A 22,664-nucleotide genomic window follows, 5' to 3' on the forward strand; every position below is an offset into this window, starting at 1 on the left:
GGCGCTGCCCTGCGAAGGTCAGGCCGCTACCTTGATGTTCTTTGCGCTGGGACCCTTGGGGCCGGTACCGACCTCAAAGGTGACGCGCTGGTTTTCCTGCAGCGACTTGTAGCCTTCGCTGCGGATTTCCGAGTAGTGAGCGAAAAGATCCTTGCTGCCATCATCGGGCATGATGAAACCATAACCCTTTTCGGCGTTGAACCACTTAACGATGCCGGTTGCCATGGAGTGTCCTTGAACCTAGAAAAAGCGATTGCTCGCGGGGCGCCAGATCATCAAGGATGGGAGAGGAAGCAACCGCAGTACCACTGACGGCGACAAGTGAAACGCAGACCGCGTCGCTTGAAAATCTCGCTGAACCCAGTGTATTGGCGAACCCCGAAAAACGTCAAACATCCGCAATTTCAGGAGTACCGCCAAAGCAGCGGAGAGGCAAGGCCGGCGCGGGTTTGACACCGCCAGGCAGGCCAGGAATTTTCAACTTGGCACGCGTAGACACATGCGGATACCTGCTGCCGGAAAGGCGCCTGGACCCACGTGCCGCGCGCGGTGCGCCTACCCCGCAAACCCGCCGGAATCGAGAAACTCCTGCTCCGCCTGCGTAGTTTGCCGGCCCAACGCGGCATTGCGATGGGGAAAGCGCCCGAAGCGCTTGATGATGTCGCGATGCAGGACCGCCCAGCGCAGCGAGTCGGCGTCCAATGGTTCCATCAAGGCCACGGCGCGGTTTTGCGCGGCGAGGTTCTCCGCGTGCTCGAAGGGCAGGTAGAAAAACTGACGCAGTTGCGGGTCCACCCCCAGATCATGGCCGGCCGCGATGGCCCGGTCGGCGAAGTACTGGGCCAAAGGGTCCGTGGCGAACATGTGCGCCGTCGCCCGGTAGGCGTTGCGCGGAAACTGGTCCAACAGGACCATCAGGGCCAAGGCGCCGGTGGCATCGTCCAGCCACGCATCCAACTGGCGCGCGGCCGCAGCCATGTGGGCGGCCTCGAAACGGGCGCGGAAGGCTGCGTCGAAGTCCGCGCTCTTGTTGAACCACTGTTGCGGGCCGGCATCGCGCCAGAACGCCACCACCTCGTGGGGTTGCGGAACGATTTGCGTGGCGGGGGTAGAAGTCATGAGCGCGCATATCCTGAAGTCGAAAGCAAGGCCGACAATAACAGAGACGCGCACCATATTAGGATCCATACACCGAATGAATGAATCGGGTGTGACTTGGAAACCTGAATAACGCAATCTAGGGATTACCCTGAGATTACAAGCGCAGCGATACTTTCCATGTTTAGGAACGCTGCGGCAGAAAACAAAAAAGCCCCACGAGGGGGCTTCTATCGAAAACTCAGACCCTTACAGGACCTGGATCTTCGTAGCTTGCGGGCCCTTGGGGCCGTTGGCCGTCACAAAGCTGACGCGCTGGTTCTCTTCCAGAGACTTGAAGCCCGAGCCCTGAATTTCGGAGAAGTGAGCGAACAGATCCTTACCACCCGCTTCCGGAGTGATGAAGCCATAGCCCTTTTCCGAGTTGAACCACTTAACGACGCCGGTTTCCATACTGTATTTCCTAGAGATAATGGGCAAATGCCCGGAGGTCACGAATCAATCAAGGAGGGGACAGTAGAACAATAACGCTGAGCCGGAAAAGGCACGGCACTGAACGAAAATCGCAACGCTTGTGATCGTGTGCCGACACTATCGTTAGGTTCCCCTCACAAGTCAACATAATCCTAAAAAATGCGTGCCAATAATGCAACAAAGAGAAACTGCACGCGGATTCCACACATTTTCATAGGCAATAAGAAGTCCTGCATAGGTGTTTACACCCACGCATCATAAAAAAACAATCTAGGCTTATATAAATGCCGCCTGCCCGCGTACGAGGATTTCTTCATACGCCGTTCGGGCTAGCACTTTGGTTTGCCGCCAGGCTTACTCGTCGATAGGTAAACCCAGCAGATCGAGCGCCGCGCCGAAAGCATCGGGACCCGAGCAAAGGAAAACCGCCACGTCGCCGGGATTCATATTCTCCAGGACTTGGTCGATCTGTTCTTGCGCATTATCAACATTGTCGACACTAGAGGCGTGTATGTCAGCCCCTGCTTCGACTTTTTCACGCGGCACGATGTCTGCGATCGCATTGAGATCCGCCACGCCTTCCAGGACGTAGACGCTGATGCTCTCGCCATCCAGCGTGGTGTGCAGCTCGACGCCGCCCGCTACGTCGGCAACCTGCCGACTTACTATTTCCATGATCACTCTTCCTTGACTTGCGGGCGCTGCCCGCCTGGGCACGCACCTTGCAGGTGCACTCGCACGCCCAGGCGCGACTATAACAGCCTTGGGCTAATGCTTCTTGACAGTAGGACCAAGCGACTGCCGCGCGGCGCCGGAGGTGGCGGCAACGGAACGGGTCCGCACCCCGGCATCGGCCAGAACCCGGACCAGCGGCTTCTGCGCCGCCAGGAAGCGGTCCTTCTCCTCGCCGGCGAGCTTGCAGACGAACATCTGGGCCAGGAGCTGTGTACGGCGGGCCTTGCGGTTGCCGGCCTCCTGGGCCAGCCAGTCGCCGACCCACGCCGCCGCCGCATCCGCATCGCCCTGCAGCTTGATATGGCCAAGCAGATCGAACACGGTCACGCCTTCGATGCGGCCGTCCTCGCTGCGCGTGAGAAAGAGCTTGGCGGCCTGGCCCGTGTAGCCGGGGATCAGCGCGAGGCAATCGCGCTCTGCGGGTTTCTTCATGGAATCTGCATGTATCGGTTATCGAGAACCCTGGACTGTAACCCGGCTGCGGCCCCTGTCGCGTCGCGGCAATGGATCTCTGCTATCGTCGGCCTGTCTTTTACCCCCAATGAATGGTGGACAACATGCAACGCGATTTCGACCTGGTCGTCACTATCCTGGGCGCCCTGCGCGACGCCCCCGGCCCCAACCTGAGCACGCACGACATCAAGAACGTGGCCCTGGCGCCGCATCCCGAAGAGCAAGGCCTGCAACTGATTGCGCATCACCTCGACCTGCTGGAAGACGCGGGCCTGGTCAAGCAGATCAGCGAGACGGCGGCCACCGCGGGCGCGACGCGCTGGCGCATCACCTGGAAGGGCTACGACGCCCTGGAACAGGATGAAGAAGACGAAGACGACGAAGATTTCGACGCCGAAGAATAAGGCGCGAAGCGCTCAGCGGCGCAAGAGTATGCGCCGCGTGAGCAGCGATGCGGCGGCGCCGATCACCAGGCTGAACATGAAGGCGGCGATCGACAGCATCGCCGACAGTTCGCTGAAGCCGCCGTGGCGGGACAGCAGGAACACCGCCACGCCCACCGCCGCGGCCAGCGCGACAACCCCCAGCAGCACCCGCTTGACGGAGCCCAGGCGCCCGCATAGCGAGCCGCCTGCCAGCGCCGCCGCCACCATAGCGGCCATGGACCAGAACAGGTATTCGTACTGCATGCGGACGGTCTCCCCCGAGGGTATTGAGGCGCAGGCATTATAGGCGTCCGCCTGCGCGGTCCGCCGCGGGCTAGGCGACGGCGACCACGCTGATCTCCACCTGGGCGCCGTAGTGCAGCTCGCGGGTGGGCACAATGGCCCGCGCGGGCCGGTGAGCGCCGAAGCACTCCTCGTAGACTTGGTTGACCTCGTCCCAAAGCGCCACGTCCGGGATGTACACGGTCACGCTGGCGACCGCGGCAAGCGACGCGCCGGCCGCTTCGAGTATGGCGCGAACACTGCGCAGCGCTTCCCGGGTCTGGGCCGCGGCGCCATCGGCCAGCGCTGGTCGCGCGCCCGGCGCAGCGGGCGGCAGGAAGCCCAATTGCCCCGAAACGAATATGAAACCGTTGGCGCGGACCGCCTGCGAATAATGGCCCGCGGGCGGCGTGGCCCGATTCGTATGGATGAGATCCATGCATGCCTCCTCGTGAAAGGCGGCTTACCAGCCGCGAAAGCGTTCCCAATGCGCCACCACCCCGGACGAATCCGGACGCACGACCTCGTAGGCATCATGCTGGGCGCAGGTCGCGCAGGCGTGATTGGGCACGATGCGCAGCTTCGCCCCCAGCGGCAGCTCGGGCAAGGCGGCGCCGCTGCCAGGACGCACCTTGATGATGCCCTGCTCCTGGTTGGTCTCGGCCAGCAGCAAGTCGGGATAGACCGTGCCGCTGGCGTCGCACACCAGGCCGTACAGTTGGTCCACCCGCTGCTTGGCCGTGCCCCGGTCGCGCGACATGGCCATCCATCCGGCATCCACCAGGATCCAGCCCTTGTCCGGCTGATGGCCGATCACGGTCGTCAACACCGTGGCGGCGATGTCGTCGACCGTACACACGCCCAGCCCGGCCATCACCAGATCGAAGAATACGTATACGCCCGCGCGCACTTCGGTCACGCCATCGAGCTTGCGGGCGAAATGCGCGGTGGGGGTGGATCCCACGCTGACCACGGGACATGGCAGGCCAGCCTGGCGGATCGCCTCGGCGCAACTCACGGCCGCCACGCGCTCCTGCTCGGCCATGTCGGCAATGGCGTCGACGCTATCGCAGCCGTACGACTCGCCGGCGTGCGTCATGACGCCGCGCAGGCACGCGCCGTCCTCATGCAGGACGCGCGCAATCGCCAGCAACTGTGCCGTATTACCCGGCTGCACCCCGGCGCGATGGCCGTCGCAGTCGATCTCGATCAGTGCCGGGATGGCGTCGCCAGCATCCCTCCCCCGCTGGGCGACGGCGCGCGCCGCTTCCAGGCTGTCCACCACCACGGTGAGATCCACGCCGCGGCGGCGCAGCGCCAGCACGCGGTCCAGCTTTGCCGGCGACACGCCCACGGCGTACAGCAGGTCGGTGACGCCGGCAGCCGCGAACTGTTCGGCCTCCTGCAGCGTGGACACGGCGGCCGGCCCCTGGGGTGTAGACATGAGCCGGCGCGCGACATCTATCGATTTGGGCGTCTTCAGGTGCGGACGCAGTTGCACCCCGTGCCCGGCCATCAGCGCATTCAGACGCTCGATGTTGCGCATCATGCGCGTCTCGTCGAGCAGCAGGCACGGGGTATCCAGGGTCTCGAGGGAGGAAGGCGTGGCGTTCTGGTTCATGGCGTTCTCGGCATGGCGTATCGGAATGGCTGAAGTATGGCGCGGCGGCGGTTCCGCGTGTTTAATCTAGACTTAATCATCCATTAATCCATGCCTGCATGATTACGACCGAAGACCTGCGTTTCTTCCTTAGCCTGGCCGCCACCCGCTCGCTGGCCGAAGCGGCGCGCGCGCTGGATGTCACGCCGCCCGCAGTCACCCAAAGACTGCATACGCTGGAAAAACGGCTGGGGGTCAGGCTGGTCAACCGTTCGGGACGCGGCACCGCGCTGACCGACGAAGGCAGGCTGCTGGCGCTGCGGGCGGAACAGATCTGCGGCGAACTGGGCGACCTGGCCGACGAACTGGCAGGCCGCAGGGGCGTGGTGGCAGGCCATCTGCGCGTGGTCGCGCCGCTGGGATTCGGGCAGCGCTACATCGCTGGGCTGGTCGCCGAGTTCCGCAGCCAAAGCGCGGACGTGACCGCCAGCCTGACGCTATCCGACGGGCCGCCGCGGCTGGCTTCCGATGACTGGGATGTGATGGTTCACATCGGCGAGCTGCGCGATTCGACATTGGTCGCGTACCCGCTGGCGCCCAATCGCCGGATCCTGTGCGCGGCGCCCTCCTACCTGGCGCGCCACGGCGCTCCTGCCAAGCCCGAGGACCTGCGCGGGCACGACTGCATCGCGCTGCGCGAGAACGATGAAGACGTGACCTTGTGGCGCTTCAAGCATGGACGCGGCCCGGCCGTGGGGGTGCGCGTGGCGCCGGTGCTGTCCAGCAATGCCGGGGAAACCGCCGTGGAGTGGGCCCTGGCCGGGCACGGCATCATCGTGCGCTCGGAATGGGATGTGGCCACGCATCTGCAGGCGCGCGCGCTGGTGCCGCTGCTGCCCGGCTGGACCTTGCCGTCGGCCGACGTGGTGGCCCTGGTGAAATCGCGCCAGGAACTGCCCGCGCGCACGGCCGGCTTTCTGGCGCATCTGCGCGCCGCCTTTGCAACGGCGCCCTGGCGCGCCTAGTCGAGCATGGCCTCGGCCTCGATCTCGATCAGCCATTCCGGCAGCGACAGGCCGCTGACGATGATCCACGATGAGGGCGGAGGATCTTTCTTGAAGCGGTCGCGCAGCGCCTGCGCAATGACTTCCTGATCCTCCCTGGCCGTTTCGCAGATGTAGATGCGCAGCATGATCACCTGCGCCAAAGTGCCGCCGGCCGCAGCCAGCACGCGCTCGACATTGTCCAGCGCGGCTTCGGTCTGCTCCTGCAGGCCCGGCCCCGCCGTACGCTCGTTGATGTCGACGCCAACCTGGCCGGACAGCAGCATGCGGCGCTGCCCCGTGACGATGACGGCCTGGCTGAATCCATACTGGACGGTGTTGAACACGGTGTCGGGATTGACGACTGTTCTGGACATGCGGTTCTCCTTGCGGCGCGCCTGGGGAGGGCGCCGGACTCCCCATTCTATCGGCCGGCCTGGTCAGGCGCCGGCGCGACCGGCCACGGGACTGCGTCCCACCGGCATGGCGGCCAGCAGCACGATGGCGCCCGCCCCTACCGCCGTCCAGAATCCCGCGCCCACGCCGTAGTGGTCGACCACCCAGCCCGCCAGCGCCGCGCCCGCCGCGACGCCCGCACCCAGGCCAGTCACCAGCCACGTCAGGCCTTCCGTCAGGCGATGGCCAGGCACGCTGCTTTCCACCAGCGCCATCGCGATGATCATGGTCGGCGCGAACGACAGGCCGGCCAGCAGCACGCCCAGCACCAGGGTCGGCAGATCGTTCACCAGCAGCAGCGGAACCGTGGTGAACGCCGTGACCGCCGCCGCGACCACCAGCAGGCGGGCCAGCGGCACCTGGAACTTCAGTACGCCGAACACCAGGCCGGCCACGCAGGAACCCAGGGCATAGGCGGAAAGCACCAGGCTGGCGCCGGCCGGCATGCCCTGCTGCCGGGCAAAGGCGACGCTCAGGACGTCGATGGTGCCGACGATGACGCCCATGGCGGCCATCATCGCCAGCAGGGACCGCATCGGCGGCATGCGCAACACCGACGCCTGACGCCCTTCCTGCGTAAACCGCACGGCAGGCGCCGTGGCCCGCTGCAGCACGAAGGCCGTGACGCCCACCGCGAGCAGCAGCGCCGCGAACAAGGGGCCGGCCTGCGGAAAGAACAGCGCGCTCAGCCCGACGGCCAGCGGCGGGCCGACGATGAAGCTCAGCTCGTCGGCCACGGACTCCAGCGCGTAGGCAGTGCGCAACTGCGGCTGGTCCCTGAATATCTCGGTCCAGCGCGCGCGTATCATCGCCGGCATGCTGGGCAAGGCGCCAGCCAGCGCGGCGAAGACAAACAGGGTCCACTCGGGCGCATTCCATTGCACGCAGGCCGCCAGGCCAACCAGCCCCGCGACGCACAGGCCCGCGGCTACCGGCAGCACCCTGCCCTGGCCATGGCGGTCCACCAGGCGGGAAATCCGCGGCGCCAGCAAGGCCGTGGCCAGCGCAAACGTGGCGGCGACGGCGCCCGCCAACGCGTAGGACCCGCGAACCTCGGACAGCATGGTGATGATGCCGATGCCGATCATGGGCAAAGGCAGGCGGGCGATGGCGCCGGCCAGGACAAAACCCAGTGCGCCGGGCGCCTGGAACAACTCGCGATACGGATTCGACACCGGAAACCTTTGATTGCCATGGACAGCGGCATCGTATTCACATACGATGCGTATGTCAATTTACATACGTATCGTATGTGCATGGAGAGAGCATGACGCGTTCCCGCGCCGAGATGATCGAAGCCACCCGCGCGAAACTGTTGGCCACGGCCCGGCAAGCCTTCCGCGATGTCGGCTATGCGGCCACGTCCATGGACGACTTCACGGCGGCGGCGGGGTTGACCCGAGGCGCCCTGTACCACCACTTCGGCGACAAGAAAGGCCTGCTCGCCGCCGTGGTCGAACAGATCGACGGCGAAATGGACCAGCGCCTGGCGGCCATCGCAGCGCGGGCGCCCGATGCCTGGTCCGCCTTGCAGGGACGCTGCCGCGCGTATCTGCAGATGGCGGCCGAAACCGAGATCCGGCGCATCGTGCTGCAAGATGCACGGGCGGTGCTGGGCGGGGCGGCGGACGGCTCGCAGCAACACTGCATTGCTTCCCTCGCCGCGCTGTTGCAGACGATGATGGATCAGGACCTGATCGAAGCCGCCGCGCCGCAGGCGCTGGCGCGGCTGATCAACGGCAGCCTGGTCGAAAGTGCCTTCTGGATCGCGCAGGACGCCGAGGACGGCCCGCGTCTGGCGCAGGCCTTGCAGGCGCTGGACCTGCTGTTGCGCGGCTTGCTCAAGCGCTGACCGCCGCCGCGGCGAGGACTGCGGCGCTCGTACACAGCGTTTGCTGTTGCACGCCGGCATGCGTATTATCCAATAAATATCTTGTTTAAATAATTTTTCTCGAAGGCGGAAGACCGCGTGAGCACCGGCACAACCCATGTTTCAAGCGCGTCCTGGGCAGATCTGCTGCACGGGACCAATGCCCTGCGCTCGATCGCGCTGGCGGGCGGGGTGGCGCTGCACGCCATCAACGTCTACATCGTCACCACCATCCTGCCCAGCGTCATCAAGGACATCGGCGGCTTGGAGTATTACGCCTGGAACACCACACTGTTCGTCGTGACCTCCATCGTCGGGTCGGCGCTGTCGGCCAGACTGATCGAATCGCTGGGGCCGCGCGCGGCCTACCTGCTCGCCGTCGCGGTGTTCACCGCAGGTTCCGTGGTGTGCGCGCTGGCGCCGAGCATGCCGGCGCTGCTGGCCGGACGCAGCATCCAGGGCTTGGGTGGCGGCATCCTGTTTGCGCTCAGCTATGCCCTGATCCGCCTGGTATTCGAGGCGCCGCTCTGGTCGCGCGCAATGGCCCTGGTGTCCGGCATGTGGGGCGTCGCCACCCTGTGCGGCCCCGCCATCGGCGGCGTCTTCGCCCAGACCGGGCACTGGCGGCTGGCGTTCTGGGCCTTGTTGCCCGTGGCCGCCGCCCTGGCGGCGATCGTGGCCCTCAAGGTAGGCGGCAAGGAATCGGTTCCGGCCTCGCGGCCAAGCCCGCTGCCCGTGACCACGCTGGGCCTGCTGGTGGCCAGTGTGCTGGCGATCACGCTGGCCAGCCTGTCGACGGACCTGCGCTGGAATCTGGCGGGCATCGCCGCCGGACTGGCGATCGCCGCGCTGATCGCGGCGGTGGACCAGCGCGCCGCAAAGCGGCTGCTGCCGACCGGCGCCTACTCGATAGCCACGCCGCTGGGCGCGCTGTACGCGGTGATGTGCCTGGTGGTAGCGGCTATCACCACCGAAATCTTCGTGCCGTATTTCCTGCAGGTCATCCATGGCATGACACCGCTGGCGGCCGGCTACATGACGGCGGCCATGGCGGCGGGCTGGACCTTGGCCGCCATGCCCAGCGCCACCCGCAGCGGCCCGGCGGCGAATTTCCTGGTGCGCCTGAGTCCCATGGTGATCCTGGCCGCGCTGGCCGCCCTGGCCTATATGACGCCGCGCACGGCGCAACTGCAGTCCTACCCGGGGCTGGCGCTCTATGTGCTGGCGCTGGCCGGCGTGGGCTTCGGCATCGGCCTGAGCTGGCCGCACCTGCTGACGCGCATATTCACCGCGGCGCCTGCCGGCGAAGAAACCCTGACATCTTCGTCCATCACGACGGTGCAGCTTTACGCGACGGCATTGACGGCGGCGCTGGCCGGCGTCATCACCAATAGCGCAGGCCTGGCGGATCCCGGAGGCGTCGCGGGCGCACAGCATGCGGCGCAATGGCTGTTTGCTGCATTCGCGCTGGCGCCGGCCGGCGCCCTGCTGCTGCTCGGGCGCATCACGCGCAGCCATGCGCAGGACGCCATCCAGCAATAGCAGCCAGCCGGGCCCGCCAATTTCCGCCAAAGGCGGTATGGATGGCCCGGGCCGCTTTTGCTACGCTGGACGCTATCTGCAAGGGGTCCTGGCCATGATCAACAGAATCCGCGTGCTGACCGTCCAGCCGTCGTCGTTCTCGGCGCGTTTCGCGTTCCTGGGTATCGCCCTGCGCTGGACTCTGGGCGCAACGCCCCGCCCCAGCCGGCTGCTGATCGGGCCGCACGACCTCGAACCGGTAGGCTCCGAGGCAGCCTTCTGGCAATTCGCCTTGCGGCATGCCGCGACCGGCCGGTCCTTCCTGGTGACGCGCGGCGACCGCTGGGACCTGGCGGCGTCCGTGGACGGCGACGAAGTGCGGGCTTTCGGCCGCAAGTTCGCTTTGCGACAATGCCTGTTCTGATTCGGCCGGCGCGGACGCCTCGCGCGCCCGCCTGCACTGAAAGGAACAGCCATCTCAACGCCCGACACCACCGTCATCCATCTCAACGGCCCGATCAACAGCGGTAAATCCACGGTCGGCGCAGCGTTGGCCGGCCTGCTGCCCGCTGCACGCTTCATCGACGGCGACGATCACGACGCCCCCAGCCATCTGCCATACACCGAGCAATGGGCGCTGGCGCTGGCCCGCCTCACCAGGCTGATCGCCGAGGCGCAGGAGCGTTATCTGGTCATCGCCTACCCCTTGGAGCAGGATAGCTACGAGCAAATCCTGGCTGCGTGCCGGCAACGCGGCGCGTGCTTGCGCGTAGTGACCCTGGCCCCCACGCTGGCGGCCGCGCAATCGGACAGAGGCGGACGGGTATTGACCGATTGGGAGCGGGAGCGCGTCGCGCAGATGTACCGCGAAGGCTATGCCACGCGTCCGTTCAGCGACCTGGTGCTGGACACTTCAGGCACGGATGCGCAAACCAGCGCCCGCCAGATCGCGCAGTGGCTCGCGGCCTAGCCTAGCGCGCCGGCTGGCGCTGATACTGGGCATCGGGAGCGCGGCCGCGCAGCAACGACTCCGGATGCGCTTGCAGATAGTCCGACAGTTCCCGCAGCGACCGGGCCGCCCGCGACAGTTCCTGCAAGACTGCATTGGCATTGACCGGCAGGCCGGCGTCCGGATTCAACACCCCGCCCACGGCAGCCAAGGACTTGCTGGCCTGGCGCAGCATGGCTTGCGCCTCGGGCGCCAGGCGGGTATCGAGCCGCTTCATCAGGCTGGAAGTGGCGCGCAGCAATTGGCCCAGATCGGCGCCCAGGCCTTCGAACGGCACCCTGTCCAGCTTGGTGAGGATACTGTTGATCTGCTGCTGCAACTGATCCAGGTTGTTCGGCACGGTAGGAATGAAGGGATCCTCTTCCATCTTGAACGTCACCGGCTTGGCGTCGGGGAACACCGCCAAGGCGACATATAGCTGCCCGGTCAGCAGATTGCCGATACGCAGTTGCGCGCGCAGGCCCTGCTGGATCAAAGCGGCCAGCAGCTTGCCGCTGGGATGCTGCAGCGTCGAACCCGAGTATTCCTTGATTTCCTCGACCGTCTGCGCGCCCAGGCGTTCGGGGTAGACGGTGGCTCCGACCAGCGCATAGAACTGCTTGATCGCCGGATCGAACTCCAGGCGGATCGAGTCCACCTGGCCGATGGACGCGCCATACGCGTCGATGGGCGCGCCGACCACCAGCCCCCGGACCGACTGGTCAAAGCGCATGCGGATGTGCAGCGGCGTGCCATCGGGTTGCGCGCGGGCCGCGCCTTCAGACGAGAAGATGGTGAACTCGGCATCGGCCTTGGCCGCCACATGCGCATGCTGCTCGACGGTGTCGAACGCAACGCCCCCCACGATCACGGACAGCAGCGACTGCGAGCGCACCTGCAGGCCGCGCGCATCAACGCTGAAATCCACGCCGCTGGCATTCCAGAAGCGCGTGGCGCTGTTGACGAAGTCGTCATTGGGTGCGTCGATGAAAACCTGCACGTTGACGCCTTCCCCGCTGCTGTCCAGATGGTAGGCGACCACCTCGCCCACCGCGATGCGGCGGAAGTAGACGGGTGAACCTATGTCCAGCGAACCCAGGTCGTGGGCTTTGAGGGTGAAGCGCTTGCCGGCGCGGTCCTGCTGCACCTCGGGCGGCGTCTCCAGGCCGACGAAGCTGTACTTGGTGGCGCGGGTTTCGGTTTCCTGGCGGAACTGGTCGGACGGGTCCACGCCTATGTAGGCGCCGGAGAACAGGGTGCTCAGGCCCGATACGCCGCTCAGGGTCAGCCTGGGCCGGACCACCCAGAACATCGTCCCTTCCTGCAGCAGGCTGCCGGCGTCCTTGTTGATGCGCACGGTCGCGACGATACCGGAACGGTCCGAGTTCAAGGCCACGCGTTCGACCACGCCGACAACGACTTCCTTGTAGCGGACCTGGGTCTTGCCGGCCTCCAGCCCTTCGGCGGTCTGGAAGCTGATGGTGGCGGTGGGGCCGGCTTCCATCCAGACGCGTACGACCAGCGCCAGTCCGCCCACGGCTGCGATGAGAGGCACCAGCCAGATCCAGGACAGGCGACGCCTTTTACGGCTTGCGGCAGGCGTGCTGGCAACGGCGGACCCAGATTCAGGCATGGGAGATGTCCCCTGTTGTACGCATTGGACTCGAGGGCAGAACGCTTTCAAGAATCGCGCCCGCAGGGTCAGCGCGCAAGTAAGGGTATTCCCGGAATGGACGCGCTGGCCAAAAATGCGCGCCGCCCGATTCACGGGTAGGATAAGGCCCCCAAAAGCAGCAGCAGGAAGTACCCGTGACTATCGAAATTCGCCCCGCCGTCGCCTCGGACGCGGCGCAGATCCATGCCTTCATCACCGAGCTGGCCGTGTACGAACGCGCCGCCCATGAAGTGATCGCCAGCCCCGTGGACGTCGAGCGCACCCTGTTCGCCGAGAACGCGCCGGCCAAGGCCCTGATGTGCCTGCTGGACGGCAAACCCATCGGCTACGCCGTCTACTTCTACAGCTACTCGACCTGGCTGGGCAAGAACGGCATCTATCTGGAAGACCTGTACGTCACGCCGGAGCAGCGCGGCATCGGCGCGGGCCGCGATCTGTTGCGCCATCTGGCGCAAGAGGCGGTGGCCAATGGCTGCGGCCGCCTGGAATGGAGCGTGCTGGACTGGAACACGCCCGCCATCGATTTCTACCAGTCGATCGGCGCGCTGCCGCAGGATGAATGGGTGCGCTACCGGATGGCCGGAGACGCCCTGCTCAATTTCGCGCAGGGCCGGCGCTAGGCGCCTGCCGGGCTGCCCGCATCAGAATTCGGGCAGGTCGAAGAGCGTGTACAAGGTCGAGCTGGGAACCGGCGCGGACGCGAGGTGTTCGCGTCCGTCGTCATCCACCAGCACGCGCACCGGCCGCAACGCCACGCTCATGCCGTCCTGGCTGATGGCGGTTTCGACTTCCACGCCGTCCTTGATGGCCTCGATGACCTCGGATGCCGCCGCCGTCACCGGCTCGGTGACCCAGCCGGGGACGCCGCGTTCTGCCTGGCCCCAGCGCACATAGGCCACGTGCCCGCTGACGGGCTCTTTTCGAACGGCGACGATCACATACAAAGACATCCAGGCCTCCCCAATGTTTGGCCCGGATCGTATAACAACTTTGCGCAGCCGTTATGACCGCGGGATTCAGGGTTCGATGTCGATAGGGGCAAAGGACTTCACCAGGTCGTCCAGCATCTTCAACTGGGTCAGGAAGGGCTCCAGCTTGTCCAGCGGCAAGGCGCTGGGACCGTCGCACTTCGCGTTCTTGGGATCGGGGTGAGCTTCCAGGAACAGGCCGGCCAACCCCACAGCCATGCCCGCGCGCGCCAGTTCGGCCACCTGCTCGCGGCGGCCGCCCGATGCCGCATCCAGCGCCGAGCGCTGCTGCAAGGCATGCGTGACGTCGAAAATGAGCGGCCGGTTGCCGGACACTTTCTTCATCACGCCAAACCCTAGCATGTCTACAACCAGATTGTCATAGCCGAAGCAGGTACCGCGGTCGCACAGGATGAGCTTGTCGTTGCCGGCCTCGGTGAACTTCTCGACGATGTTCAGCATCTGGGTCGGGCTGAGGAACTGCGGCTTCTTGATGTTGATGATGCGCTGCGTCTTGGCCAACGCCACCACCAGGTCCGTTTGCCGCGCCAGGAAGGCCGGCAGTTGCAGGATGTCGACGACCTCGGCCACGGTCGCGGCCTGCCAGGGTTCATGCACGTCGGTGATGACGGGCACGCCGAATTCCTTCTTGACCGCCTCGAAGATCTTCATGCCCTCTTCCAGGCCCGGGCCGCGATAGGAATGGATGGACGAGCGGTTGGCCTTGTCGAAGGAAGCCTTGAACACGTAGGGGATGCCCAGCTTGCGGGTGACGCGCTGGTATTCCTCGCAGGCGCGCAGCGCCAGTTCCTTGGATTCCAGCACGTTGATGCCGCCGAACAGCACGAAGGGGCGGTCGTTCGCGCAGCTGATCGAGGAGGAGATAAACACTTCAGGGGCGGTCATGATGGGTACATCCTGTGGAAGTAAGGCAGTGATAGTGCGTAATGTACAACCTGCCCGGCCCGGCTTTCACGTCCCGCCCTTGCCGCGCGCTCCTCAGCGGCTGGAGAGCATGCGGCGCAGCACACCGTCACGCAGGACATAGTGGTGGAACAAGCCGGCCAGGGCATGGAGCAGCGCCAGCACGATGATGCACCAGGCCACGGTGTTGTGCAGTCCGCCGATGAAGCGGCGCTGCTCGTGGTCGATGGCGATCAGCGTGGGCACGTCGAACAGGCCGAAGAAGGCGAACGGCTCACCCTGCGCCCAGCGGAACAGAAAGCCCAGCACGATCTGCGCCGCCATCAACAGGTACAGCAATCCGTGTACGCCCGTACTAGCCGTGCGCAGCCAGCCCGTGGCGGCCGGCGGCAGGCGCCTGCCCGCGCTCACGCGCCAGATGGCGCGCAACACGAACGCGGCGGCAAACAGCAGGCCGAACGAAATATGCAGGTGCTGCAGCAGGCGCCGCCTGGGCGTGCCGCGCGGCAGGAACCCCCAGATTTCGGCCAGCGCGAACAGGCCCACCACCAGCGCCGCCGTCAGCCAGTGAAACGCGATGCTGACGCGGTCATAGTGCGCCACGCCGGCGGGCCCGGCAGGGGGAATCGTTGTCGTCACGGAATACGCTCATCTTCTTGGAATCGGAGTGCAAGCGTATTGAGATCGGACTTACGGCGTCCTGATTCGGGCCGGCTTCAGGCGTTGCCGGTGTCGGAGGTCCACCTGGCCGAGTAGGTCTGCGGCAGCAGGCTGAGGCTGCCCACCAGTTGCTCCACCCGCTCGTCTTCCTGGCGCATGGAATAGACCACCGCGGTCACTTCGGAGCGGCCGCCGTCGCGCTGCTGGCTTTCCACGCCGCGCAGGCGCAGGCTGTGCTTGCCCAAGGCGTTCAGCAATTCCGCCCGCACCATGGCTTCGTCCGTGGAGGCGCAGGTCAAGGCGATGTTGTAGTAACGCTCTTCGGTTTCCGCATCGGGCACGTAGCGGTCCATCAGCCTGGCGCCGCGCCGCAGCAGCACATTGGTGACCAGGATCAGCGCCGTGACCGCGCTGGCTTCGGCCTGGAAGCCATAGCCGGCAAGTACCCCTACGGCGCCGGTAGCCCAGATGGTGGCCGCGGCGCTCAGGCCGCGTATGGTCAGGCCGTCGCGCATGATCAGGCCCGCACCCAGAAAGCCTATGCCGGTCACGACCTGGCTGCCCAGGCGCATGTCGTTGCCGGCGTCCAGCAGCGCCGGCAAGGCGGTATAGGCGGCCGCGCCCAGCGAGACCAGCGCATGCGTGACCACGCCGGCATAGTTCTGCCGCCATTGGCGCTCGGCGCCGATGGCGGCGCCAAGCAGCATGGCCAGCACAAGATTGATGGCGATTGAAAATTCGTTCATGGGACCAGGATCAGAGACTTGGCCCCATTATCGCCCGGTGCAGCGCCTGGCTCAGCTACGCTCCTGCGCGGGATCGCTGACCAGCCGGTAGGCGATGGCGCCGACGATCGCCCCGACGATGGGCGCGACCCAGAACAGCCACAGCTGCTCCAACGCCCAGCCGCCCACGAACAGCGCCGGGCCGGTGGAACGGGCCGGATTGACCGAGGTGTTCGTCACCGGAATGCTGATCAGGTGGATGAGCGTCAGCGCCAGTCCGATAGGAATCGCCGCGAAGCCGGCCGGCGCGCGCTTGCTGGTCGCCCCCAGGATCACGAAGATGAAGCCAGCGGTCAGCACGACTTCCGTCACCAGGGCGGACACCATCGAGTACTTGCCCGGCGAATAGGCCCCGTAGCCGTTGGCCGCGAAATGGCTGCCCTTCAGATCGAAACCCAGCTTGCCGCTGGCGATGCAGGCCAGCACCGCAGCGGCCACGATCGCGCCCAGGACCTGGGCAATGACGTAAGGCAGGATTTCCTTGGCGGGAAAACGGCCGCCCGCCACCAGGCCCACCGTGACGGCCGGGTTGAAATGCCCGCCGGAAATATGGCCGACCGCGAACGCCATGGTCAGCACGGTCAGGCCGAAGGCCAGCGCCACGCCTGCGAAACCGATGCCCAGTTCCGGGAAACCGGCGGCCAGCACAGCGGCGCCGCAGCCCCCTAATACCAGCCAGAACGTGCCAAAGAACTCCGCGCCGCAACGCTTGGAAAGCGGATACATGTCGACTCCCGAAAAACGAAAATGCCACGGTATCGCGGGGCGGCGACGGCAACTTCAAAGCAATGTAAATTCTTGACAATTCTTGAGCGCAGCCGGACGCGGACACCCCTGCCGCAACCAAGGTAACGGCGTAGGGCGGACTCGGGGATCGTCCGGACCGGCTAGACGGAAAGGCGCACGCCGCACGGACACCGATGATGCGGGCCGCAGCGGCAGCGTCTCGGAGCGCTTGGCCCCGGCCGCGGCGACGAGCGGCGTGCCTAGCCCTGCATGGGAGTGCAAAGCTCCACCAGCGTGCCGTCCGGACAACGCACATAGGACACGACCTGCCCCCACGGCTTGGAGACAGGCGCGCTCATTTCCGTGGCGCCCGCCGCAAGCGCGCGGGCGTGCGCCGCGGCCAGGTCGTCCGTCACGAAAGCCACTTCCATGCCCAACGGCTCGGCCGACGCCGAAGCCGCAACATGGCCGCCGCCGAAATTGGCGTCGGCCAGTTCATGCGCCGCGAACGACAAGGTGGTTTCGCCGGTGTCCAGTTCGCCGTAAGTCTGGGACTCGTGCAGAAAACGCCTGGCGAAACCGAATGCCTGTTCAAAAAAGGACAGCGATGCGGCGACGTCCGGTACGTAGATGATGGTGTATCCGAATTTCATGGTTCGTCCTGATCGTGGGAAATGGCGCTTTTGCAGGTGCATGCGCCGGAGGCATGATGGGATTGAACCAAATTACTGTTTATTTATCCAGTAAATTATGAAGTACCAAACCTCTCCTACGCCGCCTCTTGGTGCAGCCCGCCGCTGGACCACCGGTCCACGTCGCGGATCAGATACAGCAGGAACTTGGTGTACGCCACGTCCAGCGCCTGCACCCAGGCGGAGTTGTCGTGGCGGGCGCAGGACGCGCGGATGGCGCAATCCAGCGTTTCCGCCAGATGGCTGACCGTGGTCCCGGACATCCGGAAGCAGATCGGCGCCTGGCAGGAATGCCGGTGGGCATGGCGCAGCGCGCTGTCGCGCGCCTGCGCCGTGGCGTGCGCATCGGCCACGTCCCGCAGCAAGCGGTTCAGGATTTCGCACCAGTCGGCCAACAGCTCATGCACGGCTCACCTCTCAGGGAACACGTCTGCGTCAGGAATCGGAGTACTAGGCCGGGGCGTGCAGCACCGTCACCAGCACGGTCGCGTCGCGCACGGCCTGCAGCGCGTGCGGTTCGTGCGCGGCCAACGCGACGAGCTGGTTTTCGCGCAACTGGCGCACGCCATCGCGCAATGCCAAGCTCACCTCTCCGGCGATGCAATGAATGGTGATTTCGCCCGCCACGGCATGTTGCGGCAGGCCCTTGCCGGCGGGCAGCGCCAATTGCAGCAGTTGCATATGCGCCGTTTTCATCAGGCTGACGCTGACGGCCTCCCCGTGTTCCCGATGCGGGGTGCGTATATCGATGACATCCAGAAATGCAGCGTGCTTGAGCGCCATGGGAGGCTCTCCTTATCGTGCTGTGTACGGGGCTGTTGGAGAGGCTGTTGCGATGCCGGCCAGCGGCAAGCCTCCACCGAAGAGCGCGAAGATATATCAAAAATGCGCTTTCGGCACGGGAGGTTATCCCTAAGCGCAAGGGCGCGCCGGCAAAGGAAAAGCCCCAAGGCATTCAATGCCTTGGGGCTTGCGGGACACTGGTGGCATGAAGCCGGATCAGTGCCTGAATAAGGTTGGTGCGAAGGAGGGGACTCTCGGAGCTAGTATTGGAGCGGCTTCGCGTAATTTTTGGGGCCTTTTTGGGGCTGGCCCCACGCTTCGCCTCAACGGCTCCGACTCGAACGCGCACCCGTATACTCGGCACGTGATCGGCTCTCCCGGAGGGACCATGTGCAGCCACTATCAGACCCTGAAGGATGCGGAGTACCTGCTGAAGAAATTCGGGGTTCCGGAGAAGCCGAAGGCCGTAGGCAAGTACGACATGTGGCCGAAGTATCAGGGGCTGTTCGTGCGGCGGCCGCCCGAGCATGACGCGGGCGACGAGGCCGTGCCGGAGCGGGAGGCAATCGTGGGCCGCTGGGGGCTGATCAGCGCCATGACCAAGGCGGACGGCCTGGACAAGGCCGGCAAGTTGTCGACCTTCAACGCCCGCAGCGAGACGGCGGCCAAGTCCTTCACTTTCGGCAACGCCTGGCGCCGGGCACTGCGCTGCATCATCCCGGCCGATGCGATCTTCGAACCAGACTGGCGGTCGGGCGCCGCGGTGGCTACCCGGTTCACCCGGGCTGACGGCGCGCCGCTGGGCATCGCCGGTCTGTGGGATCGCTACCGAGACGCCGCCGGCCAATGGCAAGAGAGCTACACCATGCTCACCATCAACGCCGACCAGGATCCGCTTTTCCAGAACTACCACCAGGCGGGCAAGGAAAAGCGCATGGTGGTGATCCTGCCGGAAGGAGCCTACCAGGACTGGCTCACCGCGCCGGTGGCCGACACCCGCGATTTCCTGGTCCCCTACCCGGCCGACCGGCTAGTGGCCACGCCCATGGGGACGGGAAAGCCCGATAGCTGACCCCGATTGTCGACGGAATATACTGGATGCCTGACCAGTGTTTTCCGCCATGCCGTTCAAAGACCCGCTCACCTTCGCCGACCTCCGGGCCATCCGGGAGCGTCAGCCCTGGAACCCTGATGTGCTCTCCCTGCTATGGGAGGTGAAGCGCCTGCGCGCGGCCCTACTGCGCCTGCATCAGGTGTCCTTCGAACTGAAGCGGCCCGCCGGCCTGACAGGCGACATCTACGACGACCTGCTGGCGGGCCTGGCCAAGGAGCCCTGTGTGCTGGAGCGGGACCAGATGACAGCAGAGCTGCTGGAATCGCCGCGCAAGCTGCGTAAGGGAATGGCGCCGCGCTAGGGCTTCGTCTTGGCCAGCAGCTCGGACTTCTTCTGGCCGCCGGCCGTGCTGCCAAAATAGTAAGCAATGATGCTGGTCCAGGCGGTACCCAGCGAGCCCAGCAGGATGTACAGCGGCTCCTTGCTGGCCGCGGGGATCTCGGCGAAGACCATCACCGACAGCATGCCGAAGAAGCCGGCCGTCACCAGGTAGGCCAGGATGCGCGGCGTCCAGTCTTGGCGCTCGACCTCCCGCTGGCGCGCGCTGGCGCGGTCGTCGGCCTCGATCCTGGCCAAGTCGGCCTCGCTCTTGAATCCCAGTTCGGCCATGCGCGCCGAGAACTGGAATTCGGCCTCCTTGAGCGCGCGCAGGGTGTCAGGGCTGGCGGTGGCCAGCTTCTTGGCGATTTCGGCGTCAGAGGCATTCGCGCCCAGGCCCAGCGCCTCAGTGATCGCGGCCACCGCGCCACCGGCGAGCGGGCCACCCAGCGCGGTCGCCAGCATCGGCGCCAGATTGCCCAGCGCGCCCTTCCAGTCGAAATTCATCATGCGTCCTCAGCGGCGTACCGCAGATTGCCGGCAACCCGGCGCGCCCAGCCTTTGCCAAAGGTCGGCCAGGTGGTCAGCTTCGTGTAGAAATCCAGCCGCTCAGCATTGAAACGCGCCAGCACGTCGGGCACAGACATTGCCCGCACCGCAGAGAGCGTCACGGGCCCGACAGCACCATCATCGGCGACGCCCACGGCGCGCTGCAGGAAACGGATTCCCTGGCCGATGCCATGGTTCACCGCGGCGTCGAAGAGTTGAAATGCAATGGCGCCGTCGTACTGGTCGGCTTTTGCCCGGTTCCAATAAGCCTCGCGATATATGGCCTTCGCTTCCTGGCGCGTCAGTGCGCGCATGGTCCCGGTGTAGCCAGCCTCGCGCGCGGTGCGCAGCGTGATTCCCCAATTCGTTTCCCCGCCTGGGTCGTCCGGATGGTTCACGTAGCCGCCCTCATGCCCGATGAGACGGTCAAATGCTTGGTCAAAGTTCATTTCAGGATCCACTCCTTGAGGCGCGCCCCGATCATCGGGACCAGATACAGGAACAGGCCGGCGAGCATCGCCCAGGTGCCGGTCTTGGCGAGGTGCAGCAGAATTCCCTGCCAGAACTGGCGGCGCTGCTCTTCCCGCTCAATGACCAGCTCGTGATAACGGCGGTGCCCGTCATAGTCGCCACCCGGGAAACCGGTTTTCACGCTCGCGGACACCGCCAGCATTTCCTTCTGGAGCGACTCGAATTTGGCGTCTGTCTCGCGGCGCGCATCGGCGTTCATTTCATGGAGCGCCGCCAGGATCGCGCGGGCATCTGGGCTCAAGCCCGGGGCGGTTTCGAACACCTTTTCACCCGGCATTCGCGTCTACCACTCGATGGCCGCGAGTTCCGCCGCGGCGCCCGGGCCGTCCTGCACTGCGTAGACAGCATCCCGCAGGCGCTGACGCTTGCCGACCAACTGCTGGCTGATGGCGACGAACTGGTGGACCTGGTCGAGCGTCTTCTGGCGCATGACCGCCGGATCCAGCCCGCGCACCGCAGCCAGGCCGTCCAGGTAGGGCGTGGGCGTCGCGGGATTGTTGCCCCAGTCCAGCGCCTCGCGCTGCTGGAATGGCCAGGTTGCGCGCTCTTCTTCCGGGTACGGCGCCAGGACGGCGGCCGCCTCGGCAGAGAAGCGCGCGTTGATTTCAGACAGCTTCGCCTCCCGCGCGTAGCCGAGCGTGTAGCGCGCGCACAGGGCCGCCAGCTCCTGCTTCGTGGGCTCGGGGATAGCTGCGTTCCAGCGAACGATGAACGCGTCATCCAGTTGCTGTCCGGTCTGCTGATCGATGCGCTGCCCTGCAATGAAGTCCTGCCCGTGCACCAGGCCATGCTCGCGCCCGAGCGCGTAGATAATTTGATCGTGCGTCAGCATCATCACCTCAGATGTTTTTCAGTTGGACGAAGCGGGGATAGAGCAGCTTCCCGACCGTGGAGCGCACACCGATCATCACGTAGCCAGGCCCGACTTGCGTAGACCCATCTAGCGTGAGATCCCCCATGGAGTTGAAATTGATGTAGCCGGTCTCCACGACGCTCGTGTTGTATTGGCACGCCGCGCCAGGCGTGAAATCCCAGGTGCCCAGCAGGCTGCCGCCGGCGCCGCGGCTGATTCCGAGTCGGCCAAACGTCCATGCGTTGTTCTGCGAGCCGACATGCAGGACGATCGAGCATTCGGAGGACGTGGTTCCACCTTCGTAAGCGTCGATCCCGGCGATATTCCGGCCACCCCAGCGCGTCCAACGCAGCCCCATATACACCTTCGCCGGGTCCAGGCTGTCCACCTGAAGCGCGGCTATGCGCGTGCTCGACCAGGTGGCGAATGGGCCGCCTATGTCAGCAGAGATACGGAACGCGCCGCCCGCATAGGTCACGGCATTGCTGTACGCCGTCGCGGTGAACGATGCGCTGCCCGCCTGAACCGGGCTCGGGAGGTTGCCCGTGTCCCAGGGCGTCAATCCCCCCTGCCAAGACGGCCGCACGCTGAAGCGCGCCAGGCCCGTCACGACATCCAGCGACAAGGGCGTGTCCTGATAGGTGCCAGTCACGTCGTGGCGGTTCACGACGAAATTGTTGTTCGTGCCGTTCAGGCCGTAGCTCCAGCGCCGCACGGAAACGTTATCCAGGGCGGTCAGAACGTCGTTGCCTGACACGGTCGGCGCCAGGCGCAGCGGGAAGTTGCCGCCCGTCATCGACACCTGACCGGTGAAGGTGTCGCCTGCCCGGTCTGCCTTGCCCGAGGCGTCATTGCCGAGTATGGCCCCGACGTCGACCCAGCCCGTGTTATCCGCGTTGCGTCGCCGCATCCGACCCGTGCCGGTATCCGCCCACATTTGGTAGGCGTGCGGCTGCGGCGGCGCGCTGGCGCCTGCCTGATCCCCCGAAACCTGCCGGACAAATGCGTACGCCGTGCGCAGGTAGTCGTCGAGGTTCGGTCCTACCGTCTCCGTCCCGATCGGGCTGTTGGTCGTCGGCGACGGGGCAAGCTCAGAAATGTAATTCGGCACAGGCATGATGGCTCACCAATAAAAATGCCG

33 protein-coding genes are annotated in these 22,664 nt (G+C 65.5%); 9 read left to right on the forward strand and 24 right to left on the reverse strand.

Translation table 11 applies throughout. From position 1 onward, the window contains the following. Positions 1–18 precede the first annotated feature (18 nt). The 5 genes from AC1RHV_RS06765 to AC1RHV_RS06785 all read right to left on the reverse strand — a co-directional run bounded on the left by AC1RHV_RS06765 (position 19) and on the right by AC1RHV_RS06785 (position 2,739). Positions 19–225, reverse strand: coding sequence for a cold-shock protein (locus AC1RHV_RS06765; protein WP_006225311.1), 207 nt, complete (start codon positions 223–225; stop codon positions 19–21). A gap of 330 nt (positions 226–555) precedes the next feature. Next, positions 556–1,119, reverse strand: coding sequence for a DUF924 family protein (locus AC1RHV_RS06770; protein WP_492300161.1), 564 nt, complete (start codon positions 1,117–1,119; stop codon positions 556–558). A gap of 228 nt (positions 1,120–1,347) precedes the next feature. After that, entirely contained in the window at positions 1,348–1,551 is a 204-nt protein-coding gene (locus AC1RHV_RS06775) for a cold-shock protein (RefSeq protein WP_006220190.1), read from the reverse strand. A 375-nt stretch (positions 1,552–1,926) separates the two neighbouring features. After that, entirely contained in the window at positions 1,927–2,247 is a 321-nt protein-coding gene (locus AC1RHV_RS06780; protein ID WP_054456085.1) for a hypothetical protein, read from the reverse strand. A 93-nt stretch (positions 2,248–2,340) separates the two neighbouring features. Then, positions 2,341–2,739 (reverse strand): hypothetical protein, encoded by a 399-nt coding sequence (locus AC1RHV_RS06785; RefSeq protein ID WP_054456082.1) that lies wholly within the window; start codon positions 2,737–2,739, stop codon positions 2,341–2,343. Between the two features lie 125 nt (positions 2,740–2,864). Here AC1RHV_RS06785 and AC1RHV_RS06790 point away from each other — a divergent pair, with 125 nt between their 5' ends. Further along, positions 2,865–3,164, forward strand: a complete 300-nt coding sequence (locus tag AC1RHV_RS06790; protein WP_054456477.1) for a DUF2513 domain-containing protein — start codon at positions 2,865–2,867, stop codon at positions 3,162–3,164. Positions 3,165–3,176: 12 nt separating this feature from the next. Here AC1RHV_RS06790 and AC1RHV_RS06795 read toward each other — a convergent pair whose 3' ends face one another. From AC1RHV_RS06795 to AC1RHV_RS06805, 3 genes are all read right to left on the reverse strand, one after another. Then, positions 3,177–3,449, reverse strand: coding sequence for a hypothetical protein (locus tag AC1RHV_RS06795; protein ID WP_054456080.1), 273 nt, complete (start codon positions 3,447–3,449; stop codon positions 3,177–3,179). 70 nt (positions 3,450–3,519) lie between these two features. After that, complete coding sequence (locus tag AC1RHV_RS06800; protein WP_054456078.1) at positions 3,520–3,906, reverse strand: RidA family protein; 387 nt, start codon at positions 3,904–3,906, stop codon at positions 3,520–3,522. A 24-nt stretch (positions 3,907–3,930) separates the two neighbouring features. Then, positions 3,931–5,088, reverse strand: coding sequence for a DSD1 family PLP-dependent enzyme (locus tag AC1RHV_RS06805; RefSeq protein ID WP_492300164.1), 1,158 nt, complete (start codon positions 5,086–5,088; stop codon positions 3,931–3,933). 98 nt (positions 5,089–5,186) lie between these two features. Here AC1RHV_RS06805 and AC1RHV_RS06810 point away from each other — a divergent pair, with 98 nt between their 5' ends. Then, a complete protein-coding gene (locus AC1RHV_RS06810; RefSeq protein WP_054456075.1) occupies positions 5,187–6,092 on the forward strand; it encodes a LysR family transcriptional regulator in 906 nt (301 codons plus the stop codon). On the opposite strand, the gene AC1RHV_RS06815 is transcribed toward AC1RHV_RS06810, so the two are convergent. Continuing rightward, on the reverse strand, positions 6,089–6,487 hold the full coding sequence (locus tag AC1RHV_RS06815) for a RidA family protein (RefSeq protein WP_054456073.1): 399 nt from the start codon (positions 6,485–6,487) through the stop codon (positions 6,089–6,091). The genes AC1RHV_RS06810 and AC1RHV_RS06815 overlap by 4 nt on opposite strands. A gap of 63 nt (positions 6,488–6,550) precedes the next feature. After that, complete coding sequence (locus tag AC1RHV_RS06820) at positions 6,551–7,741, reverse strand: MFS transporter (protein ID WP_346545713.1); 1,191 nt, start codon at positions 7,739–7,741, stop codon at positions 6,551–6,553. 92 nt (positions 7,742–7,833) lie between these two features. Here AC1RHV_RS06820 and AC1RHV_RS06825 point away from each other — a divergent pair, with 92 nt between their 5' ends. From AC1RHV_RS06825 to AC1RHV_RS06840, 4 genes are all read left to right on the forward strand, one after another. After that, positions 7,834–8,418 carry a TetR/AcrR family transcriptional regulator gene (locus AC1RHV_RS06825; protein WP_125470709.1) on the forward strand — a complete coding sequence of 195 codons (585 nt, stop codon included), beginning with the start codon at positions 7,834–7,836 and terminating at the stop codon, positions 8,416–8,418. 117 nt (positions 8,419–8,535) lie between these two features. After that, positions 8,536–9,978, forward strand: a complete 1,443-nt coding sequence (locus AC1RHV_RS06830) for an MFS transporter (protein WP_054456067.1) — start codon at positions 8,536–8,538, stop codon at positions 9,976–9,978. Between the two features lie 94 nt (positions 9,979–10,072). Beyond that, entirely contained in the window at positions 10,073–10,381 is a 309-nt protein-coding gene (locus AC1RHV_RS06835) for a hypothetical protein (RefSeq protein WP_059373681.1), read from the forward strand. 126 nt (positions 10,382–10,507) lie between these two features. Further along, the gene (locus AC1RHV_RS06840) at positions 10,508–10,927 is read left to right on the forward strand and encodes a shikimate kinase (protein WP_492300168.1); all 420 of its coding nucleotides are present in this window, start codon (positions 10,508–10,510) and stop codon (positions 10,925–10,927) included. Position 10,928: 1 nt separating this feature from the next. Here the strand turns inward: AC1RHV_RS06840 and AC1RHV_RS06845 are convergent, their stop codons facing one another. Continuing rightward, positions 10,929–12,578 (reverse strand): PqiB family protein, encoded by a 1,650-nt coding sequence (locus tag AC1RHV_RS06845; RefSeq protein ID WP_054456064.1) that lies wholly within the window; start codon positions 12,576–12,578, stop codon positions 10,929–10,931. 176 nt (positions 12,579–12,754) lie between these two features. Here AC1RHV_RS06845 and AC1RHV_RS06850 point away from each other — a divergent pair, with 176 nt between their 5' ends. After that, positions 12,755–13,240 (forward strand): GNAT family N-acetyltransferase, encoded by a 486-nt coding sequence (locus AC1RHV_RS06850; RefSeq protein ID WP_492300170.1) that lies wholly within the window; start codon positions 12,755–12,757, stop codon positions 13,238–13,240. Positions 13,241–13,261: 21 nt separating this feature from the next. Here the strand turns inward: AC1RHV_RS06850 and AC1RHV_RS06855 are convergent, their stop codons facing one another. From AC1RHV_RS06855 to AC1RHV_RS06890, 8 genes are all read right to left on the reverse strand, one after another. After that, a complete protein-coding gene (locus tag AC1RHV_RS06855; RefSeq protein WP_054456059.1) occupies positions 13,262–13,570 on the reverse strand; it encodes a hypothetical protein in 309 nt (102 codons plus the stop codon). A gap of 66 nt (positions 13,571–13,636) precedes the next feature. Next, complete coding sequence (gene kdsA / locus AC1RHV_RS06860) at positions 13,637–14,494, reverse strand: 3-deoxy-8-phosphooctulonate synthase (RefSeq protein WP_054456057.1); 858 nt, start codon at positions 14,492–14,494, stop codon at positions 13,637–13,639. A 93-nt stretch (positions 14,495–14,587) separates the two neighbouring features. Then, on the reverse strand, positions 14,588–15,151 hold the full coding sequence (locus AC1RHV_RS06865; RefSeq protein ID WP_492300172.1) for a cytochrome b: 564 nt from the start codon (positions 15,149–15,151) through the stop codon (positions 14,588–14,590). A gap of 77 nt (positions 15,152–15,228) precedes the next feature. Then, the gene (locus AC1RHV_RS06870) at positions 15,229–15,918 is read right to left on the reverse strand and encodes an MgtC/SapB family protein (protein ID WP_054456053.1); all 690 of its coding nucleotides are present in this window, start codon (positions 15,916–15,918) and stop codon (positions 15,229–15,231) included. Between the two features lie 51 nt (positions 15,919–15,969). Continuing rightward, positions 15,970–16,683: an aquaporin Z gene (gene aqpZ / locus AC1RHV_RS06875; RefSeq protein ID WP_054456051.1), complete on the reverse strand. Its 714-nt coding sequence runs from the start codon at positions 16,681–16,683 to the stop codon at positions 15,970–15,972. Positions 16,684–16,943: 260 nt separating this feature from the next. After that, on the reverse strand, positions 16,944–17,336 hold the full coding sequence (locus AC1RHV_RS06880; RefSeq protein ID WP_125470718.1) for a VOC family protein: 393 nt from the start codon (positions 17,334–17,336) through the stop codon (positions 16,944–16,946). 116 nt (positions 17,337–17,452) lie between these two features. Then, a complete protein-coding gene (locus AC1RHV_RS06885; RefSeq protein ID WP_054456047.1) occupies positions 17,453–17,782 on the reverse strand; it encodes a hypothetical protein in 330 nt (109 codons plus the stop codon). A 43-nt stretch (positions 17,783–17,825) separates the two neighbouring features. After that, positions 17,826–18,158 carry a cupin domain-containing protein gene (locus AC1RHV_RS06890; protein ID WP_054456045.1) on the reverse strand — a complete coding sequence of 111 codons (333 nt, stop codon included), beginning with the start codon at positions 18,156–18,158 and terminating at the stop codon, positions 17,826–17,828. Between the two features lie 388 nt (positions 18,159–18,546). On the opposite strand from AC1RHV_RS06890, the gene AC1RHV_RS06895 reads away from it, so the two are divergent. Then, positions 18,547–19,230, forward strand: coding sequence for an SOS response-associated peptidase (locus AC1RHV_RS06895; protein WP_492300175.1), 684 nt, complete (start codon positions 18,547–18,549; stop codon positions 19,228–19,230). Between the two features lie 49 nt (positions 19,231–19,279). Further along, entirely contained in the window at positions 19,280–19,573 is a 294-nt protein-coding gene (locus AC1RHV_RS06900; protein ID WP_492300177.1) for a hypothetical protein, read from the forward strand. Here the strand turns inward: AC1RHV_RS06900 and AC1RHV_RS06905 are convergent. Genes AC1RHV_RS06905 through AC1RHV_RS06925 form a run of 5 tightly spaced genes read right to left on the reverse strand, consistent with a single transcriptional unit; the run spans position 19,570 to position 22,640 of the window. Continuing rightward, complete coding sequence (locus tag AC1RHV_RS06905) at positions 19,570–20,100, reverse strand: hypothetical protein (protein WP_492300178.1); 531 nt, start codon at positions 20,098–20,100, stop codon at positions 19,570–19,572. The two genes, AC1RHV_RS06900 and AC1RHV_RS06905, sit on opposite strands and share 4 nt — an antisense overlap. Beyond that, positions 20,097–20,588, reverse strand: a complete 492-nt coding sequence (locus AC1RHV_RS06910; protein WP_492300179.1) for a glycoside hydrolase family 108 protein — start codon at positions 20,586–20,588, stop codon at positions 20,097–20,099. Before AC1RHV_RS06910 ends, AC1RHV_RS06905 begins: the two co-directional genes overlap by 4 nt. Then, positions 20,585–20,932, reverse strand: coding sequence for a hypothetical protein (locus AC1RHV_RS06915; RefSeq protein WP_306650434.1), 348 nt, complete (start codon positions 20,930–20,932; stop codon positions 20,585–20,587). Before AC1RHV_RS06915 ends, AC1RHV_RS06910 begins: the two co-directional genes overlap by 4 nt. Before the next feature lie 21 nt (positions 20,933–20,953). Next, positions 20,954–21,505: an XkdW family protein gene (locus AC1RHV_RS06920; protein ID WP_492300182.1), complete on the reverse strand. Its 552-nt coding sequence runs from the start codon at positions 21,503–21,505 to the stop codon at positions 20,954–20,956. 4 nt (positions 21,506–21,509) lie between these two features. Beyond that, on the reverse strand, positions 21,510–22,640 hold the full coding sequence (locus tag AC1RHV_RS06925) for a hypothetical protein (RefSeq protein WP_492300183.1): 1,131 nt from the start codon (positions 22,638–22,640) through the stop codon (positions 21,510–21,512). Positions 22,641–22,664: the final 24 nt, after the last annotated feature.

The sequence above is a fragment of the Achromobacter sp. GW823-FHT04E03 genome (assembly GCF_058796095.1).